Source organism: Leclercia sp. LSNIH1 (assembly GCF_002902985.1).
In the GTDB taxonomy this organism is placed as follows: Bacteria; Pseudomonadota; Gammaproteobacteria; order Enterobacterales; family Enterobacteriaceae; genus Enterobacter.
Genome location: NZ_CP026167.1, coordinates 862,308 through 880,950 on the forward strand (window position 1 = coordinate 862,308; position 18,643 = coordinate 880,950).

Here is an 18,643-nt window from a genome sequence, read left to right on the forward strand (position 1 = left end):
AGCCTGACGATATGAAAATGAGAGTTACCTCTTTTACCACCGGTAACTCTCGAACCCGGACACTACTCCTCCTCGTTCCCGCCCTCTTCATACGCGCCATACGGCTTCGCAGGAAGAACGATATAGGTCCCTTCAAACACCGCGCCCGGTGTTTCATCGCCGAACAGTTCGACCTGCATCTGCACACGTGCCTTGCGGCCTCGCGCCAGGCGGTCGAGATCGCCACCCAGGGCACCCAGGTCGGCGACTGCGCTCGGCTTGCCGCTGATTGGCGCGCTGTAGCGAATATGGGCGTCGGCCAGAATGATGGTGCCACCAAGATGGCGCTCGCGCAGCATGAGCCAGATAAGCCCCCAACCGGTGAGCGTCGCCAGCGAGAAGAGGCTGCCGGCAAACAGGGTGTGGTGCGGGTTCTGGTTGCCGATCTCCGGCATGGTGGTGATAAATTTTTGCCCGGTGTACTGCTGAATGCGCACCCCCATCTTTTCGCTCAGGGGGATGTGCTGATACCAGGCCTGCTGTAGCTGACCACACCAGTCGGCGCGGTGCAGAATATCATCCAGCGAGGCGATGGGTTTGATCATCAAAAAATGACGAATCGGGGTGGTTTGCGGGGTGGTGATTTCGCCCTGGTTTATGAAACCCAGCTTGGCAAAAAACTCTACCGCGTCTTCGCGCGCGCTACAGGTGACGCGCTTAACACCCTCCTGGCGGGCTACGGACTCCAGCGTCATCGCCATTAATGTGCCCAGACCTTTATCCTGTACGGAAGGGTGCACCGCCATAAAGCGGATAGAGGCTTCATTATCGGCATTGATATAGAGCCGCCCAACCGCGACAAGATTGCCCTCTTCATCCATCACCATCTGGTGATGCGCCATCGCGTCCCAGGCGTCGCGTTCCGACCCTTTCGGCTGATGTAATGGCTTACGTAACATCTCCCAGCGGAACTGGTAGTAAAGCGCTAACTCTTCTTCCGTTTGCGGTACTCGAAGGTGATACATAGCTGTACTCTCTCTGGTTACCCGCGGCCATACCGTCAGCTCACTCATATCTGGAGCCAGAAAGTGACAGGGCCATCATTTACCAGCGAAACCTGCATATCCGCAGCGAATCGTCCGGTCTGTGTATGCATCTCTTGCTGGCGGCAACGCTCAACAAAGTATTCATAGAGCGCTTCTGCCCGATCCGGCGCCGCCCCTTTAGAAAAGCTGGGGCGCATGCCGCGCTCGGTATCAGCCGCCAGCGTAAACTGTGACACCACCAGCACGCTGCCACCCGCCTGCTGGACGTTAAGGTTCATCTTGCCATCCGCATCGCTGAAGATGCGGTAACCCAACACGCGTTCACATAAGCGGTTGGCTTTTTGCTCGTCGTCATCCCTTTCGACACCTAACAGGACTAAAAGTCCCGGACCAATTTCACCCGTCACTTCCCCCTCCACGGTGACGCTGGCACGGGTTACGCGCTGAATCAATGCAATCATGGTTGGTCTGCTTCTCGTTGTTTTTCGGCTTCTGCTGCTTTTTTTAGCTCGCGGTATACCCCGAGAGTGACAGTAATTTCCGCGCCAAGCAAGACGATACACCACGTCCAGTAAACCCAGAGGAACAAAATGGGGATCACCGCCAGCACGCCATAAATCAGTTGATAGGAGGGGAACATGGTGATGTAAAGCGCGAATCCTTTCTTGCCCAGTTCAAACAGCAGAGCGGCAACCAGCGCGCCCACCATCGCATCCCGGTTAGGCACGCGCGTCGTAGGCACAATACTGTATAGCAGCCAGAAAGCGAGCCAGGAGAGGAACAGCGGAAAGATCCGCAGCACATCGTCAATCAAGCTGTTGAGATCGCTGGCCCAACGCAAAGAGAGCAGATAGGAACTGATCGCCAGACTGGCTCCAGCCAGTAATGGCCCCAGGGTCAGGATCATCCAGTAGACCGCAAACGAGTAAACTTTAGGCCGTGCGCGGGTGCTGCGCCAGATAGTGTTCAGGGCACTATCAATGGCATACATCAGCAACAGCGCAGTGACAATAAGGCCCACCGCCCCGACCGCCGTCATCTTGCTGGAGTTAGCAACAAACTGCTCAATGTAGTTCTGGATGACATCCCCGGTTGCCGGCATAAAGTTGGCAAAGACAAAATGCCGCAACTGCAGGCTAACGTCCGAAAACATCGGAAAGGCGGCGAAAAGCGCAAAGATGACCGCTACCAGCGGCACCAGAGAGAGCAACGACACATAGGCAAGGTTACCTGCCAGCGTGGTCATGTTGTCCTCATCGATGCGGTGCCAGAGAAGTTTTAGCCACGCACGCAGCGGCCTGGTGTGGTGGCTGGCTTTTTGATGAACGTTTTTTAGCATAACTGCTTCGCAAAGTAGTTCGGTATCGTCTCTTTTCCGGTCACCAGAATTGACGTGATACCTGCCTGGTTAGCTCCCTCTATATTATCGACGTTATCGTCAAAAAAGACGGCATCGGCGGCAGAGAATCCTTCCGCCTGCAGGACGGCCTGATAGATACGCGCCTCCGGCTTACGCATTCCCATCTCCTGAGAGAGATAGATCTTGTCCGCAGCCGCTTTCACTTCGGGATACTCTTCTGGCCAGAAGGTGGTGTGCAGACGATTGGTGTTGGAAAGTATCACCACCCGATGCCCCTGCTCGCGCAGTTTGTGCATGATGGCAATCACTTCAGGGCGGATACCGACAAAGACCGCCTGCCATCCATGGGAAAATTGCTCGTAACTGAGGGGGAGGGCCATCTCATGGCAGAGCTTTTCGGCAAAAACTTCATCCGAAATCTCACCGCGCTCATGCTGATGAAAAGCCTCGCCCATCGTAAAACTTTGTTTAAGCGTCGCCAGCGGCACGCGACTGAAATTACTCCAGGCGCCCAGCACGCGATTGAAGTCGATATCGACAATTACGTTTCCTAAATCAAAGATATAGAGCATTTCTCTCTCCTTGTTTGCCGTGAAAAGTAACTGTAGCGGGAAAGGAGATGTTTGGCTATGCGCCAGCTTCAGCTTAAAGAAAGGAACGGCCCGACGCTCACCGTCGGACCGGAAGAGGGTTAACCCGCCTGCTGTTCGTCGTTTGAATTGACTTCAATGACTTCAACTTTGCTCGATTTAAGGTGCGTTTGCAGCGCGGAGCCGGGTAGCTCGTCAGTAAAGAGTGCCGTCGCCTGCGCCACGTTACCAATTTCAACCGCAGCAGAGGCGTGATATTTCGTATGATCGGCCGCCAGTAAAATATGTCTGGCATGAGCCATCATCGTTTTCACCACGCTGGCTTCATTGACGTCAAACTCCATCATCGCGCCGTCGTGTTCAATCGCCCCCACGCTGGTCACCAGATAATCCGCCCGAAAGCCAGACACGAACGCCGTCGCTGCCGGACCGATAATGCCGCCGTTATGTGGACGCAGCGTACCGCCGGGCACCATCACCTCAAAACGCGGATTTTTATAGAGGATGTGTGCCACCCGCAGACTGTTAGTGATGATACGCAGATGGTTATGGTTGAGCAGCGCACGGGCCACGTGCTCCACGGTCGTGCCAATGGTAATGAAAATAGTCGAACCATCAGGAATATAGTCTGCAATCGCTTCGGCAATCGCCCGCTTCTCTTCAGTCAGCGACACTTCGCGCTGCTCAAAGGCCGTGTTCACCACGCTGGATGCCCTGCCCGCACCGCCATGATGTCGCGTAATCAGTCCCTGTTCGCTCAGCTTGCGGATATCCCGGCGCACGGTTTGCGTCGAGACGTCCAGCAGTTGCGCCAGTTCATCAATGTTCATATATCCGCGATCGGCTATCAGCGTCAGCAGCTGATCGTGACGCGGGTTGCCGGTCAGTTCGGTAAGGCTCATGGGCTGTCCTCTGAAAACCATCACGCCCCGCATTTTATACAAAAAGTGACAAAAAAGAGCGGGTTTGATCACAGTCGGGTATACCTGCGCGACCGCCGGGCAGAGTACATTTCAGCGCGGCGACAGCGCTGGCGAAACGCACGGCTTGCGCTGGAGATAACCGTTGCGCCAGGCTGACCGCCAGGGCACCGTGGAAAACATCCCCCGCCCCGGTGGTATCAACCACCTCGACCTCAAAGCCCGGCTGATGGCACAGGGCACCGTTCTCCAGCCAAAAGCAGCCGTCCCGGCCCTGCGTGACATAGACGTGTCCATTTGTGAGCGTTTGTGCTTTTTTAAGCGCACCTTCCGTTTCCTCAAGATGGCTTACCCGACGCAGCCCCGGCGCGGAAAAGGCAGCATGATCGCTGAGGGCGATAAGTTCCGCGATGTCCTGAGGGGTTGTATCCGCATCGAGCAACGTTGTGACGCCTTGCTGACGGGCAAGGGTAAACGCCTGCTTCGCCCCTTCATGCCAACGCACATCGGCTAAAACAATATCCCATTGCGAGAAGTCGATACCCTGCAGCCAGTCTGCCGCAGCGGGAAGATCGGGGCTGGGATAGTTCGCGATGATGCGTTCCCCTCTGCCGTCCACCAGCACCGCCGATTGTGACGAGCGGGCATCTTTCACTATGCGCGTGTAGCGGGTGTTCACCCCCAGGGATTCCAGCTCCGCAAGCAGCCTTCTGCCGGTATCGTCGTCACCCACCCGGCCAATAAAATCCACGGATGCCCCCAGTTTTGCCGCCGCCACCGCCGCGGTTGCTGCCGGGCCGCCGCCCACTTCCGTATAATTTTTTGCGACATATTTCCCACCTTCCTTTGGTAAATCATCGAGATACCAGATGCGATCCAGCACGGTGATGCCAACACAAACGATGCGAGTCATGGTGATTCCTTCTGCGTTTTCTGTTGCGCTCATTTTAATTTCACCAAATGTTTAAAAAGTGACCCATGTCTATTTTTTGACTATAAATTACAAATACGATCAAAAACAGACAACATAGACGCGCAAAAATTGACACGATATGACAGGAGAGAGGCATGTCAGCAATCGCATTTATCGGTTTAGGGCAGATGGGCGCGCCAATGGCGAAGAATCTGTTGAAGCAAGGCCACCAGCTTCATGTCTTTGATGTGAACCCCCAGGCGGTTCAGACGCTGGTTGCAAGCGGTGCCCAGGCAGCAACTACGCCCGCGCAGGCTGCAATGGACGCCGAATTCGTTATCACCATGCTGCCCAACGGTGATCTGGTGCGCAGCGTACTGTTCGGCGAGCACGGCGTGTGCGAAGGGTTATCCCGCAATGCGCTGGTGATCGATATGTCCACCATTCATCCCCTGCAAACCGACGCCCTGATCCGCGACATGGCTGAACGCGGCTTCAGCCTGATGGATGTGCCCGTCGGGCGCACCTCTGACCACGCCATCGCCGGCACGCTGCTCCTGCTGGCAGGCGGTACGGCGCAGCAGGTTGAGCGCGCTACCCCCGTCTTAATGGCGATGGGCAATGAGCTGATTAACGCCAGCGGGCCGGGCATGGGCATCCGCGTGAAGCTCATCAATAACTACATGAGTATCGCCCTGAACGCCCTCTCTGCCGAGGCGGCCGTGCTGTGTGAAGCCCTCGGCCTCTCTTTCGAGGTGGCGCTGAAGGTGATGAGCGTCACCCCTGCGGGCAAAGGCCACTTCACCACCTCCTGGCCGAACAAGGTGCTGAAAGGGGATCTTTCTCCCGCCTTTATGATCGACCTTGCACATAAAGATCTGGGGATCGCTCTGGACGTGGCCAACCAGCTCCACGTTCCGATGCCGCTGGGCGCCGCCTCCCGCGAAGTTTACAACCAGGCCCGCGCCGCCGGGCGTGGGCGCGAAGACTGGACAGCCATTCTCGAACAGGTTCGCGCATCCGCCGGGCTGAAAAAATCACACTGATACGAAAGGACTGAGGAATGACGATGTACACCCTGAAAGATATCACCCGACCTTCCGGCGGTTTTGCCATGCTGGCCGTCGATCAGCGCGAAGCGATGCGCCTGATGTTTGCTGCGGCAGGCGCGCCGGTGCCGGTCACGGACCAGCATCTGACGGATTTTAAGGTCAACGCGGCGAAAATTCTGTCGCCATACGCCTCCGCGATCCTCGTCGACCAGCAGTTCTGCTATCGCCAGATCGTGGAGCAGCACGCGGTTGCGAAAAGCTGCGCGATGATTGTGGCCGCTGACGAGTTTATTCCGGGGAACGGTATTCCTGTCGACAGCGTGGTGATCGACAAGAATGTCGACGCGCAGGCGGTCAAACGCGATGGCGGCAAGGCGCTGAAGCTGCTGGTGCTGTGGCGCAGCGACGAAGATCCGCAGCAGCGTCTGGAGATGGTGAAGGCGTTCAACACGCTGTGTCACGACAACGGTCTGTTGAGCATTATCGAGCCGGTGGTGCGTCCGCCGCGCCGCGGTGCCGCGTTTAACCGCGAGCAGGCGATTATCGACGCGGCCAAAGAGCTGGGAGACAGCGGTGCCGATCTCTACAAAGTGGAGATGCCGCTGTTTGGCAAAGGCACGCAGCAGGCGCTGCTGGCGGCCTCGCAGAAGCTCAACGAACAGATCAACATGCCCTGGGTCATCCTCTCCTCCGGCGTGGACGACAAGCTCTTCCCGCGCGCCGTAAGCGTGGCGATGCAGGCGGGCGCGTCAGGCTTTTTAGCTGGTCGCGCCGTCTGGTCATCAGTGATTGGCCTGCCGGACACCGGGCTGATGCTCCGCGATATTTCTGTACCAAAACTACAGCGTCTGGGCGAGATCGTCGACGAAATGATGGCCCGCCGTTAAGAGAGGACCCGAATATGAAATGGTTTAACACCCTGAACCATAACCGCTGGCTCGAACAAGAGACCGACCGCATTCTCGACTTCGGCAAAAACGCCGCCGTTCCCACCGGCTTTGGCTGGCTGGGCAATAACGGCCAGGTTCGCAGCGATATGGGCACGCATCTGTGGATCACCGCCCGTATGCTGCACGTCTACGCGGTGGCCGCCAATATGGGGCGCCCGGGTGCATACGCCCTGGTTGAGCATGGCATCAATGCCCTGAACGGCCCGCTGCGCGACAAACAGCATGGCGGCTGGTACGCCTGCGTTAACGATGAAGGGGTGATGGATGCCTCCAAGCAGGGCTATCAGCACTTCTTCGTGCTGCTCGGCGCGGCGAGCGCCGTTACCACCGGACATCCGCAGGCGCGCAAGCTGCTGGACGACGCCATCGAGGTGATTGAGCGCTACTTCTGGAGCGAACAGGAGCAAATGTGCCTGGAATCCTGGGACGAAGCCTTCAGCAAAACGGAAGATTACCGTGGCGGCAATGCCAATATGCACGCTGTGGAAGCCTTCCTCATCGTCTATGACGTCACCCACGATCGCAAATGGCTCGACCGCGCCCTGCGCATCGCCTCGGTGATTATTCACGACGTGGCGCGCAAGGGTGAGTATCGCGTTAACGAGCATTTTGACACCAACTGGAACCCGATCCGCGACTACAACATCGATAACCCTGCCCACCGTTTCCGCGCCTACGGCGGTACGCCGGGACACTGGATTGAGTGGGGCCGTCTGATGTTGCATCTGCGCGCCGCACTGGAAGCCCGCTTTGAAACCCCGCCAGCGTGGCTGCTGGAAGACGCAAAAGGACTGTTCCACGCCACCATCCGCGATGCCTGGGCGCCGGACGGGGCCGACGGCTTCGTCTACTCCGTCGGCTGGGATGGTAAGCCTATTGTGCGCGAACGCGTGCGCTGGCCGATCGTCGAAGCGATGGGCACGGCCTATGCCCTCTATACCGTGACCGGCGAGGCGCAGTACGAAGCCTGGTATCAGAAATGGTGGGATTACTGCATCAAATACCTGATGGATTACGAGAACGGCTCCTGGTGGCAGGAGCTGGACACCAACAACGAAGTGACCACCAAAGTCTGGGACGGCAAGCAGGATATTTACCACCTGCTGCACTGCCTGGTGATCCCCCGCCTGCCGCTGGCCCCGGGCTTAGCCCCTGCCGTAGCCGCCGGATTACTGGATAGCCAGGCCAAATAATAAAGACGGAGTTTTCTATGCGTACCCTACACAATATTGATCTGAAAAATAACGAACATGGCTTCACCCTGCGCTGGCAGGACCGTCTGATTTTATCCCACTCCACCGATGAACCTTGCCTGTGGATCGGCGCGGGCGTTGCCGATATCGAAATGTTTCGCGGCAACTTCAGCATCAAAGACAAGCTCAACGAAAAAATCGCCCTGACGGACGCGACCGTTACACAGCAAAGCGCAGGCTGGGCGATCCGCTTCACCCGTGGCGATGCGGTAAGCGCCACGCTGCTGGTGGATCTTGATACGGAAGGCCGCCTGACGTTAAAGCTCAAAAACGATGCCACCCGCCATAACCGCATCTGGCTGCGGCTGGCGGCCCAGCCTGAAGATCATATCTACGGCTGCGGGGAGCAGTTCTCCTACTTCGACCTGCGCGGCAAGCCGTTCCCGCTGTGGACCAGCGAACAGGGGGTGGGCCGCAATAAGCAGACTTACGTGACCTGGCAGGCCGACTGCAAAGAGAACGCGGGCGGGGATTACTACTGGACCTTCTTCCCGCAACCCACCTTTGTGAGCACCCAGAAGTACTACTGCCACGTGGATAACAGCTGCTACATGAACTTCGACTTCAGTGCGCCAGACTTCCACGAGCTGGCGTTCTGGGAAGATAACGCCACGCTGCGCTTCGACTGCGCAGAAACCTATGTCGATCTGCTGGAAAAACTCACCGGCCTGCTGGGGCGTCAGCCGGAGCTGCCGGACTGGGTTTACGACGGGGTGACGCTGGGTATTCAGGGCGGCACCGACGTGTGCCAGCAGAAGCTCGACCTCATGCGCGAAGGCGGCGTGAAGGTGAACGGCATCTGGGCGCAGGACTGGTCCGGCATCCGCATGACCTCCTTTGGCAAACGCGTGATGTGGAACTGGAAGTGGAACAGCGAGCTCTATCCGCAGCTTGATGAGCGTATTGCACAGTGGAAACAGGAAGGCGTGCAGTTCCTCTCCTATATCAACCCGTACGTCGCCAGCGACAAAGATCTCTGTGAAGAGGCGGCAAAACGCGGCTATCTGACCAAAAATGCCGACGGCAAGGAGTACCACGTCGAGTTCGGCGAGTTCTACGCGGGCGTCATCGACCTGACCAACCCGGAAGCCTACGGCTGGTACAAAGAGGTGATCAAAAAGAACCTGATCGAGCTGGGTTGCGGCGGCTGGATGGCCGATTTTGGCGAATATCTGCCAACCGATACCTTCCTGCACAACGGCGTCAGCGCGGAGATCATGCATAACGCCTGGCCTGCCCTGTGGGCGAAATGTAACTACGAGGCGCTGGAAGAGACCGGCAAGCTCGGCGAGATCCTGTTCTTCATGCGCGCGGGTTATACCGGCAGCCAGAAGCACTCGGTGATGATGTGGGCGGGAGATCAGAACGTCGACTGGAGCCTGGACGACGGTCTGGCGTCCGTCGTACCTGCTGCGCTGTCTCTGGCGATGACCGGTCACGGGCTGCACCACAGCGACATCGGCGGCTATACCACCCTGTTCGAGATGAAACGCACCAAAGAGCTGCTGCTGCGCTGGTGCGATTTCAGCGCCTTTACGCCGATGATGCGTACCCACGAAGGCAACCGTCCTGGCGACAACTGGCAGTTCGATGGCGACGCCGAAACCATCGCTCACTTTGCGCGTATGACCACCGTCTTCACCACCCTGAAACCGTATATCAAAGCTGCCGTCGCGCAGAACGCGAAAAGCGGCCTGCCGGTGATGCGCCCGCTGTTCCTGCACTATGAAGAGGACGCGCGCGCCTACACGCTGAAATACCAGTATCTGTTTGGCCGCGATCTGCTGGTGGCGCCCGTGTATGAAGAGGGCCGCCATGACTGGTCGCTCTATCTGCCGCAGGACAGCTGGGTGAATGCGTGGACGGGTGAAACCTGCCAGGGCGGTGACATAACCGTTGAGGCCCCACTCGGCAAACCGCCGGTCTTCTATCGCCAGCAAAGCGAATGGGCAGATCTGTTTAGCACCTTACGTCATATCTGATAAGGCTCGCCCGCGGGGAGACCTGCGGGCAGACGGAGAACAATAATGAGTCAACATACTTCTGATCCGGCAACCCTACGCCTGCCGTTTAAAGAAAAACTCGCCTACGGGATGGGCGATCTCGGCTCTAACATCCTGCTGGATATCGGCACGCTCTATCTGCTGAAGTTCTACACCGATGTGCTGGGCCTGCCGGGGACCTACGGCGGGATCATCTTCCTGATTGCCAAGTTCTTTACCGCCTTCACCGATATGGGCACCGGGATCATGCTCGACGCCCGGCGCAAGATCGGCCCGAAAGGAAAATTCCGCCCGTTCGTACTGTATGCCGCCTTCCCGGTGACGCTGCTGGCGATTGCCAACTTCGTCGGCACGCCGTTTGAAATCACCGGTAAAACGGTGATGGCGACGGTGCTCTTCATGCTGTACGGCCTGTTCTTCAGCATGATGAACTGCTCTTACGGCGCGATGGTGCCCGCCATTACCAAAAACCCGGACGAGCGCGCCTCGCTGGCCGCCTGGCGTCAGGGCGGTGCCACGCTTGGCCTGCTGCTCTGTACCGTCGGTTTTGTCCCGGTAATGAACCTGATTGAGGGCAATGACCAGCTTGGCTATATCTTTGCCGCCACCCTTTTCTCGCTGTTCGGGCTGTTCTTTATGTGGTGGTGCTATAAGGGCGTGACCGAGCGTTACGTCGAAACGCAGCCTGCTAATCCGGCGCAAAAACCGGGACTGTTGCAGTCGTTTCGCGCCATCGCCGGGAACCGTCCGCTGTTTATTCTCTGCATCGCCAACCTCTGCACGCTGGGTGCCTTTAACGTCAAGCTCGCCATTCAGGTTTACTACACGCAGTACGTGCTGAACGACCCGATCCTGCTGTCATACATGGGCTTCTTCAGCATGGGCTGTATTTTTATCGGCGTCTTTATGATGCCCGGCGCGGTGCGGCGCTTCGGCAAGAAAAAGGTCTATATCAGCGGGCTGATGATTTGGGTGGCGGGCGATCTGCTCAACTACTTCTTCGGCGGTGGCTCGGTGAGCTTTGTGGCGTTCTCCTGTCTGGCCTTCTTTGGCTCCGCATTTGTGAACAGCCTGAACTGGGCGCTGGTGTCCGATACCGTGGAATATGGCGAGTGGCGCACCGGCGTGCGCTCTGAGGGGACGGTTTACACCGGCTTTACCTTCTTCAGGAAGGTATCCCAGGCACTGGCGGGCTTCTTCCCGGGGATGATGCTTACGCAGATCGGCTATGTGCCCAACGTGGTGCAATCCGCCGGGACCGTTGAAGGGCTGCGGCAGCTGATATTTATCTACCCCAGCCTGCTGGCAGTCATCACCATTGTGGCGATGGGCTGTTTCTACAACCTCAACGAAAAGATGTATGTGCGCATCGTGGAAGAGATCGAACTGCGTAAACGTACCGCATAAATGACGAGATGGAGCGCCCTATGGGCGCTCTGAGGATCGACCATGACACATAACACTGATCCGTTAACCCTGAAATTGAGCCTGCGAGAGAAGTGCGCCTACGGGATGGGCGATTTTGGCTCGAATCTGATGCTCTGTATCGGCACGCTCTATTTGCTGAAGTTTTACACCGACGAACTGGGCATGCCCGCGTTCTATGGCGGCATTATTTTTTTGGTGGCGAAGTTCTTTACCGCCTTTACCGACATGCTGACCGGCGTGCTGGTGGACTCCCGGCGAAATATCGGCGCACGGGGAAAATTCCGGCCCTTTATTCTCTATGCTTCGGTACCCGTTGCGCTGGTTGCTGCGGCGCAGTTTATGGCTAACGACTTTAGCCTGACGGTGAAAACGGCTATCGCCACCGTGCTCTTTATGATGTTCGGCCTCTGCTATAGCCTGATGAACTGCGCCTACGGTGCGATGGTCCCGGCCATCACCAAAAACCCGAACGAGCGCGCGCAGCTGGCGGCGTGGCGTCAGGGCGGCGCAACGGTGGGGTTGTTGCTCTGCACCGTCGGCTTTATGCCCATTCAGGCGCTGTTCGTCAGCCAGCCCTCCCTCGGCTATCTGGTTGCCGCTCTGGTGTTTGTCACCGGCGGGCTGTTCTGCATGTGGTGGTGCTATAGCGGCGTGAAAGAGCGCTATGTGGAAGTCACACCCGATCACCATAAACCCGGCATTCTGAAATCGTTCTGCGCGATTTTCCGCAACCCGCCGCTGCTGGTCTTATGCATCGCCAACCTCTGTACCCTTGCCGCCTTTAACATCAAGCTGGCGATTCAGGTCTATTACACCCAGTACGTGCTGAACGATCTGCACCTGCTGTCGTGGATGGGCTTTTTCAGCATGGGCTGTATTCTGGTCGGCGTGTTTCTGGTGCCCGGCGCGGTTAAGCGTTTCGGCAAAAAACCGGTTTACCTGGGCGGGCTGACGCTATGGGCGGTGGGCGACGTGCTGAACTTCTTCTGGGGGAGCAACTCCCTGCTGTTTGTGCTCTTTTCCTGTATGGCCTTTTTCGGCACCGCTTTCGTCAACAGCCTGAACTGGGCCCTGGTGCCGGATACCGTTGATTATGGCGAGTGGAAAACCGGCATTCGCGCCGAAGGGTCGGTTTATACCGGCTATACCTTCTCGCGCAAAATCTCCGCGGCCCTCGCCGGTTTCTTGCCTGGCATTATGCTGACCCAGATCGGTTACGTGCCCCATGCGGTGCAGAGCGCAGGCACGCTGCTGGGGCTGCGCCAGCTTATTTTTCTCTGGCCCTGCGGCCTGGCGATTATCGCCGCCATCACGATGGGACTCTTTTATAAACTCAACGAAGCGCGCTTCGCCTTTATTATTGAGGAGATTGCAAAACGAAAAAAACCATCAGCGAATACCCCTGAGATAACCACCAACGATAAAGCGTCAGCAGTCACTTTATAACAATAAATCCGGCCATTAATCCCTTCCCTCTCTATGGGAGGGGTGGCCTTTCTTTATCTGTTACATGGATAAGTTATGAAAAGAATCATTACTGTACTGATCGTGTCGTCTGTCTCCTGCCCGGTATTTGCCGGGGCGTATGTCGAAACACGAGAAGCATACAATACGGCCTCCGAGCTACATGAGGTGATCCTGCGAGCCGGCTATAACTTCGATATGGGCGCGGGGCTGATGTTCACCAACGCTTATAACGTGGGGAAATGGGATGAGCTTAAGCACAGCTATAACGAAATAGAGGGGTGGTATCCGCTCTTTAAACCCACCGACAAACTCACTTTCCAGCCGGGCGGTTTAATTAACGACAGCAGCGCAGGGTCGGGCGGCGCTGTTTATTTAGATACCAACTACAAATTTACGGATGGGTTCAATCTGACGTTCCGCTATCGCTATAACCACAACAATTACGATACGCCGGACTATAACGGGCAGATGGATAAGAACGACACGCACGAGTTTGCTAACTACTGGAATTTTAAAGTGACGGATGCGTTTTTCTACACCTTTGAGCCGCACTTTTTCCAGCGGGTAAATGATTACCACAGTAAGAATGGCAAAGATCACCACTGGGAAATAACGAACAAGTTCAGCTATAAAATCGACAGAAACTGGCTGCCGTACCTCGAACTCCAGTGGCTGGACAGATGGAATGATTACAACCGCGAGCAGTACCGAATCCGTCTGGGCGTGCGGTACGCGTTCTAATAAAAAAGCCGCTGATCGCTCAGCGGCTTTTTACCTGCCGGGAGGCGCATGCGCTTACCCGGCCTACAGACTGACTGTATTAATCTTCTTTTGAACCGCGCATTGCACGTTTACGATCGTTTTCAGTCAGGTGACGTTTACGGATACGGATAGACTGTGGTGTTACTTCTACCAGTTCGTCGTCATCGATGAATTCCAGAGCCTGCTCCAGCGTCATCTTAACCGGTGGAACCAGAACCGTTGCTTCGTCAGTACCGGACGCACGCATGTTGGTCAGTTTCTTACCGGTCAGGCAGTTTACCGTCAGGTCGTTAGAACGGCTGTGAATACCGATGATCTGGCCTTCGTAAACTTCTGCACCGTGACCCAGGAACAGCTTACCGCGATCCTGCAGGCTGAACAGGGCGAACGCAACCGCTTTACCCTGACCGTTGGAGATCAGAACGCCGTTGTTACGCTGGCCCACTTCGCCCGGACGGACGTCGTCGTAGTGGCTGAAGGTGGAGTACAGCAGACCGGTACCGGAAGTCATGGTCATGAACTCAGAACGGAAGCCGATCAGGCCACGGCTTGGGATGACGTAGTCGAGACGTACGCGGCCTTTGCCATCTGGATTCATGTTTTTCAGGTCGCCTTTACGCTCACCCAGAGCCTGCATTACAGAACCCTGATGCTGCTCTTCAACGTCCAGCGTCACGTTCTCGAATGGCTCTTGTTTACGGCCATCGATTTCACGGAAGATAACTTTCGGACGGGAAACCGCCATTTCGAAACCTTCACGACGCATGTTTTCGATCAGAACAGACAGGTGCAGCTCACCACGACCAGAAACGCGGAATGCATCAGCGTCTTCGGTTTCTTCAACGCGCAGCGCAACGTTGTGCACCAGCTCTTTGTTCAGGCGGTCAAGGATCTGACGAGAGGTAACGAACTTACCTTCTTTACCACAGAACGGAGAGGTGTTGACGTTGAAGAACATGGTTACGGTCGGCTCATCAACAGACAGCGCTGGCAGCGCTTCCACATTCTGCGGGTCGCAGATGGTGTCAGAGATGTTCAGCTCGCCCAGACCGGTGATAGCGATGATGTCGCCAGCTTCCGCAATGTCGCTCTCGATACGCTCAAGGCCCAGGTGAGTCAGCACTTTACCGACTTTACCGTTACGGGTTTTACCTTCGCTATCGATGATAGTGACCTGCTGGTTTGGCTTCACTTTACCGCGCTTGATACGACCAATGCCGATTACACCAACGTAGTTGTTGTAGTCCAGCTGAGAGATCTGCATCTGCAGGGTACCGTCGAGATCGACGTTTGGTGCCGGAACATGGTCAACAATCGCCTGGTACAGCGGGGTCATGTCTTCAGCCATGTCTTCGTGGTCCAGACCAGCGATACCGTTCAGCGCAGACGCATAAACGATCGGGAAGTCCAGCTGTTCGTCGGTCGCATCCAGGTTAACGAACAGGTCGAAGACCTGATCAACAACCCAGTCAGGACGCGCGCCAGGACGGTCAACTTTGTTGATTACCACGATTGGCTTCAGGCCATGGGCGAATGCTTTTTTGGTTACGAAGCGCGTCTGCGGCATTGGGCCGTCAAATGCGTCAACCACCAGCAGCACGGAATCCACCATGGACATCACGCGCTCAACTTCACCACCGAAGTCGGCGTGCCCTGGGGTATCAACGATGTTGATACGGTAGTCATTCCATTTGATCGCGGTGTTTTTAGCGAGGATGGTAATCCCACGCTCTTTCTCCAAATCGTTGGAGTCCATCACGCGTTCTTGAGTTTCGGCACGCGCATCGAACGTACCGGATTGCTGCAGCAGCTTATCAACCAGGGTAGTTTTACCATGGTCAACGTGCGCGATGATGGCGATATTACGCAGATTTTCGATCACAACTTTGCCTCAGGCATTAGAAATAGCGCGTTATTGTACACGGATTAATCGCACTACAAAACAGGATCACAAACATCCCCCGCAAACAAGTATCGCAGAGATGCTTTGTGATCGCTTTCACGGAGCGGTAAAAGGGCACTTTAACGTAAATTGCACCAATATGGTGCTCAATGTTCACATTGAAGCACTATAATGGTGCAACAAAACCACCGTGGTGCAGCCCTTTTGCACTACGGTGCGCATGATAGCGCCTTTTTGGGGTGTTTTAAAAGTTGGCACAGATTTCGCTTTATAAAAAATACGGCAACAAAAGGCACCACCGCCTGCCTTATACAGAATTTGAAGACCTCGTTACCACGACGACAATGACCAATCTGGAGAGTTAAGTATGTCCGCTGAACACGTTTTGACGATGCTGAACGAACATGAAGTGAAGTTTGTTGATCTGCGCTTCACCGATACCAAAGGTAAAGAACAGCACGTCACTATTCCTGCTCATCAGGTGAATGCCGAATTCTTTGAAGAAGGCAAAATGTTTGACGGCTCCTCCATTGGTGGCTGGAAAGGTATCAACGAATCCGACATGGTTCTGATGCCTGACGCATCTACTGCCCTCATTGACCCGTTCTTCGAAGAGTCTACCCTGATCATCCGTTGCGATATTCTTGAGCCAGGCACCCTGCAGGGTTACGACCGCGACCCACGCTCTATCGCTAAACGCGCTGAAGAGTATCTGCGCTCCACCGGCATCGCAGACACCGTTCTGTTCGGGCCAGAGCCAGAGTTCTTCCTGTTCGACGACATCCGTTTTGGTGCGACCACTTCCGGTTCCCACGTTGCTATCGATGATATCGAAGGCGCATGGAACTCCTCCACCAAATACGAAGGCGGTAACAAAGGTCACCGTCCAGCCGTTAAAGGCGGTTACTTCCCGGTTCCACCGGTTGACTCTTCCCAGGACATCCGTTCTACCATGTGTCTGATTATGGAAGAGATGGGTCTGGTTGTTGAAGCCCATCACCATGAAGTTGCAACTGCTGGCCAGAACGAAATCGCCACCCGTTTCAACACCATGACCAAGAAAGCGGACGAAATTCAGATCTACAAATACGTTGTTCACAACGTTGCGCACCGCTTCGGTAAAACCGCGACCTTCATGCCAAAACCAATGTTTGGCGACAACGGTTCCGGTATGCACTGCCACATGTCCCTGTCCAAGAACGGGACTAACCTGTTCGCTGGCGACAAGTATGCGGGTCTGTCCGAGCAGGCACTGCACTACATTGGTGGGGTTATCAAACACGCTAAAGCGATCAACGCCCTGGCGAACCCAACCACTAACTCCTACAAGCGTCTGGTCCCAGGCTACGAAGCGCCAGTAATGCTGGCCTACTCTGCCCGTAACCGTTCTGCTTCTATCCGTATTCCGGTGGTAGCTTCTCCGAAAGCACGTCGTATCGAAGTGCGCTTCCCGGACCCAGCTGCTAACCCATACCTGTGCTTCGCAGCACTGCTGATGGCGGGTCTGGACGGTATCAAGAACAAGATCCACCCGGGCGAAGCAATGGACAAAAACCTGTACGACCTGCCGCCAGAAGAAGCGAAAGAGATCCCACAGGTTGCCGGTTCTCTTGAAGAAGCCCTGCTGGCGCTGGACGCAGACCGCGAGTTCCTGACTGCGGGCGGCGTGTTCACTGACGAAGCGATCGATGCTTACATCGCACTGCGTATGGAAGAGAACGACCGCGTTCGCATGACGCCGCACCCGGTTGAGTTCGAACTGTACTACAGCGTCTAATCTTCAATCCCTGTCGCGCGGCCTTTTCCGCGCGAGATTGATAGCCGTTTTTTTTGTTGCCGTGGAAACTTTTCAGCCCATCTTCGGATGGGCTTTTTTCACCGCCAACAAGCTGATCTGACGCGTTTTTCGCCGTAAAAACGCTATACTGCACTAAAATAGTGCAAACAACTCCAGGAGACTGCTGAATGGCAACTGGCACGCTGCCCGATGCTGGGCAGATCCTCAATTCTCTTATCAACAGCATTTTACTGGTCGATGACGATCTGGCGGTGCATTACGCCAATCCCGCGGCCCAGCAGTTACTGGCGCAAAGTTCACGCAAACTGTTTGGCGCGCCGCTGCCCGAGCTGTTGAGTTATTTTTCCCTGAATATCGGCCTGATGCAGGAGAGTCTGCAGGCGGGGCAAGGTTTTACCGATAACGAAGTGACGCTGGTGATCGACGGACGCTCGCATATTCTGTCGCTGACCGCGCAGCGGCTGCCGGAAGGGCTCATTCTGCTGGAGATGGCGCCGATGGATAACCAGCGTCGCCTGAGTCAGGAGCAGCTCCAGCATGCTCAGCAGATTGCCGCCCGCGATCTGGTGCGCGGCCTCGCCCATGAGATCAAAAATCCGCTCGGCGGCCTGCGCGGCGCGGCGCAGCTGCTCACCAAAGCCCTGCCCGACCCGGCGCTGGCGGAATACACCAACGTCATCATTGAACAGGCCGACCGCCTGCGGAACCTGGTGGATCGCCTGCTGGGACCGCAGCAACCCGGGATGCATGTCACCGAAAGCATTCACAAAGTGGCGGAGCGCGTCGTCAAGCTGGTGTCGATGGAACTGCCGGATAACGTCAGGTTAATTCGGGATTACGATCCCAGCCTGCCGGAACTGCCGCACGATCCCGACCAGATTGAACAAGTTTTACTGAATATCGTGCGCAACGCCCTGCAGGCATTAGGGGCGGAAGGCGGAGAGATTATTCTGCGTACCCGCACCGCCTTTCAGCTCACCCTGCACGGCACACGCTACCGTCTGGCGGCCCGCATTGATGTGGAAGATAACGGCCCGGGCATTCCTTCCCATTTACAGGACACGCTGTTTTACCCGATGGTCAGCGGCCGTGAAGGCGGGACCGGGCTTGGCTTATCGATTGCCCGTAATTTGATAGATCAGCATTCCGGCAAAATTGAATTTACCAGTTGGCCGGGTCATACCGAGTTTTCGGTTTACCTGCCAATCAGGAAATAGAG

The 18,643-nt window shown here is 56.1% G+C and carries 16 protein-coding genes; 9 read left to right on the plus strand and 7 right to left on the minus strand.

The window, feature by feature from the left end:
- Window positions 1–62 precede the first annotated feature (62 nt).
- The 6 genes from fabY to C2U54_RS04475 form a co-directional block, all read right to left on the minus strand.
- Complete coding sequence (gene fabY / locus C2U54_RS04450; RefSeq protein WP_032615389.1) at window positions 63–1,004, minus strand: fatty acid biosynthesis protein FabY; 942 nt, start codon at window positions 1,002–1,004, stop codon at window positions 63–65.
- A 44-nt stretch (window positions 1,005–1,048) separates the two neighbouring features.
- Window positions 1,049–1,486, minus strand: coding sequence for a D-aminoacyl-tRNA deacylase (dtd, locus tag C2U54_RS04455; protein WP_103177564.1), 438 nt, complete (start codon window positions 1,484–1,486; stop codon window positions 1,049–1,051).
- A complete protein-coding gene (locus C2U54_RS04460; RefSeq protein WP_103177565.1) occupies window positions 1,483–2,364 on the minus strand; it encodes a virulence factor BrkB family protein in 882 nt (293 codons plus the stop codon). The genes dtd and C2U54_RS04460 overlap by 4 nt, the downstream gene beginning before the upstream one ends.
- Window positions 2,358–2,957: a glucose-1-phosphatase gene (gene yihX, locus C2U54_RS04465; RefSeq protein WP_103177566.1), complete on the minus strand. Its 600-nt coding sequence runs from the start codon at window positions 2,955–2,957 to the stop codon at window positions 2,358–2,360. The genes C2U54_RS04460 and yihX overlap by 7 nt, the downstream gene beginning before the upstream one ends.
- 119 nt (window positions 2,958–3,076) lie before the next feature.
- A complete protein-coding gene (locus tag C2U54_RS04470; protein ID WP_103177567.1) occupies window positions 3,077–3,877 on the minus strand; it encodes a DeoR/GlpR family DNA-binding transcription regulator in 801 nt (266 codons plus the stop codon).
- Window positions 3,878–3,911: 34 nt separating this feature from the next.
- The gene (locus C2U54_RS04475; protein WP_103177568.1) at window positions 3,912–4,808 is read right to left on the minus strand and encodes a sugar kinase; all 897 of its coding nucleotides are present in this window, start codon (window positions 4,806–4,808) and stop codon (window positions 3,912–3,914) included.
- A 155-nt stretch (window positions 4,809–4,963) separates the two neighbouring features.
- Here C2U54_RS04475 and yihU point away from each other — a divergent pair, with 155 nt between their 5' ends.
- From yihU to ompL, 7 genes are all read left to right on the plus strand, one after another.
- Window positions 4,964–5,854, plus strand: a complete 891-nt coding sequence (gene yihU / locus C2U54_RS04480) for a sulfolactaldehyde 3-reductase (RefSeq protein ID WP_103177569.1) — start codon at window positions 4,964–4,966, stop codon at window positions 5,852–5,854.
- A gap of 17 nt (window positions 5,855–5,871) precedes the next feature.
- Window positions 5,872–6,747, plus strand: coding sequence for a sulfofructosephosphate aldolase (yihT, locus tag C2U54_RS04485; RefSeq protein WP_103177570.1), 876 nt, complete (start codon window positions 5,872–5,874; stop codon window positions 6,745–6,747).
- Between the two features lie 14 nt (window positions 6,748–6,761).
- On the plus strand, window positions 6,762–8,003 hold the full coding sequence (gene yihS, locus C2U54_RS04490) for a sulfoquinovose isomerase (protein ID WP_103177571.1): 1,242 nt from the start codon (window positions 6,762–6,764) through the stop codon (window positions 8,001–8,003).
- A 17-nt stretch (window positions 8,004–8,020) separates the two neighbouring features.
- On the plus strand, window positions 8,021–10,045 hold the full coding sequence (locus tag C2U54_RS04495; protein WP_103177572.1) for an alpha-glucosidase: 2,025 nt from the start codon (window positions 8,021–8,023) through the stop codon (window positions 10,043–10,045).
- A 45-nt stretch (window positions 10,046–10,090) separates the two neighbouring features.
- Window positions 10,091–11,473, plus strand: a complete 1,383-nt coding sequence (locus C2U54_RS04500; RefSeq protein WP_103177573.1) for an MFS transporter — start codon at window positions 10,091–10,093, stop codon at window positions 11,471–11,473.
- 42 nt (window positions 11,474–11,515) lie between these two features.
- Complete coding sequence (locus C2U54_RS04505; protein ID WP_103177574.1) at window positions 11,516–12,940, plus strand: MFS transporter; 1,425 nt, start codon at window positions 11,516–11,518, stop codon at window positions 12,938–12,940.
- Between the two features lie 75 nt (window positions 12,941–13,015).
- Window positions 13,016–13,702, plus strand: coding sequence for a porin OmpL (gene ompL, locus C2U54_RS04510; protein WP_103177575.1), 687 nt, complete (start codon window positions 13,016–13,018; stop codon window positions 13,700–13,702).
- Between the two features lie 79 nt (window positions 13,703–13,781).
- Here ompL and typA read toward each other — a convergent pair whose 3' ends face one another.
- On the minus strand, window positions 13,782–15,605 hold the full coding sequence (gene typA / locus C2U54_RS04515; protein WP_103177576.1) for a ribosome-dependent GTPase TypA: 1,824 nt from the start codon (window positions 15,603–15,605) through the stop codon (window positions 13,782–13,784).
- A 388-nt stretch (window positions 15,606–15,993) separates the two neighbouring features.
- Here typA and glnA point away from each other — a divergent pair, with 388 nt between their 5' ends.
- The gene (gene glnA, locus C2U54_RS04525; protein ID WP_103177577.1) at window positions 15,994–17,403 is read left to right on the plus strand and encodes a glutamate--ammonia ligase; all 1,410 of its coding nucleotides are present in this window, start codon (window positions 15,994–15,996) and stop codon (window positions 17,401–17,403) included.
- A 188-nt stretch (window positions 17,404–17,591) separates the two neighbouring features.
- Window positions 17,592–18,641, plus strand: a complete 1,050-nt coding sequence (gene glnL / locus C2U54_RS04530) for a nitrogen regulation protein NR(II) (RefSeq protein ID WP_103177578.1) — start codon at window positions 17,592–17,594, stop codon at window positions 18,639–18,641.
- Window positions 18,642–18,643: the final 2 nt, after the last annotated feature.

Bases quoted from the DNA above. Each gene is read 5' to 3' on its own strand.
- fabY (WP_032615389.1), bottom strand. From the start codon at position 1,004: ATGTATCACCTTCGAGTACCGCAAACGGAAGAAGAGTTAGCGCTTTAC.
- dtd (WP_103177564.1), bottom strand. From the start codon at position 1,486: ATGATTGCATTGATTCAGCGCGTAACCCGTGCCAGCGTCACCGTGGAG.
- C2U54_RS04460 (WP_103177565.1), bottom strand. From the start codon at position 2,364: ATGCTAAAAAACGTTCATCAAAAAGCCAGCCACCACACCAGGCCGCTG.
- yihX (WP_103177566.1), bottom strand. From the start codon at position 2,957: ATGCTCTATATCTTTGATTTAGGAAACGTAATTGTCGATATCGACTTC.
- C2U54_RS04470 (WP_103177567.1), bottom strand. From the start codon at position 3,877: ATGAGCCTTACCGAACTGACCGGCAACCCGCGTCACGATCAGCTGCTG.
- C2U54_RS04475 (WP_103177568.1), bottom strand. From the start codon at position 4,808: ATGACTCGCATCGTTTGTGTTGGCATCACCGTGCTGGATCGCATCTGG.
- yihU (WP_103177569.1), top strand. From the start codon at position 4,964: ATGTCAGCAATCGCATTTATCGGTTTAGGGCAGATGGGCGCGCCAATG.
- yihT (WP_103177570.1), top strand. From the start codon at position 5,872: ATGACGATGTACACCCTGAAAGATATCACCCGACCTTCCGGCGGTTTT.
- yihS (WP_103177571.1), top strand. From the start codon at position 6,762: ATGAAATGGTTTAACACCCTGAACCATAACCGCTGGCTCGAACAAGAG.
- C2U54_RS04495 (WP_103177572.1), top strand. From the start codon at position 8,021: ATGCGTACCCTACACAATATTGATCTGAAAAATAACGAACATGGCTTC.
- C2U54_RS04500 (WP_103177573.1), top strand. From the start codon at position 10,091: ATGAGTCAACATACTTCTGATCCGGCAACCCTACGCCTGCCGTTTAAA.
- C2U54_RS04505 (WP_103177574.1), top strand. From the start codon at position 11,516: ATGACACATAACACTGATCCGTTAACCCTGAAATTGAGCCTGCGAGAG.
- ompL (WP_103177575.1), top strand. From the start codon at position 13,016: ATGAAAAGAATCATTACTGTACTGATCGTGTCGTCTGTCTCCTGCCCG.
- glnA (WP_103177577.1), top strand. From the start codon at position 15,994: ATGTCCGCTGAACACGTTTTGACGATGCTGAACGAACATGAAGTGAAG.
- glnL (WP_103177578.1), top strand. From the start codon at position 17,592: ATGGCAACTGGCACGCTGCCCGATGCTGGGCAGATCCTCAATTCTCTT.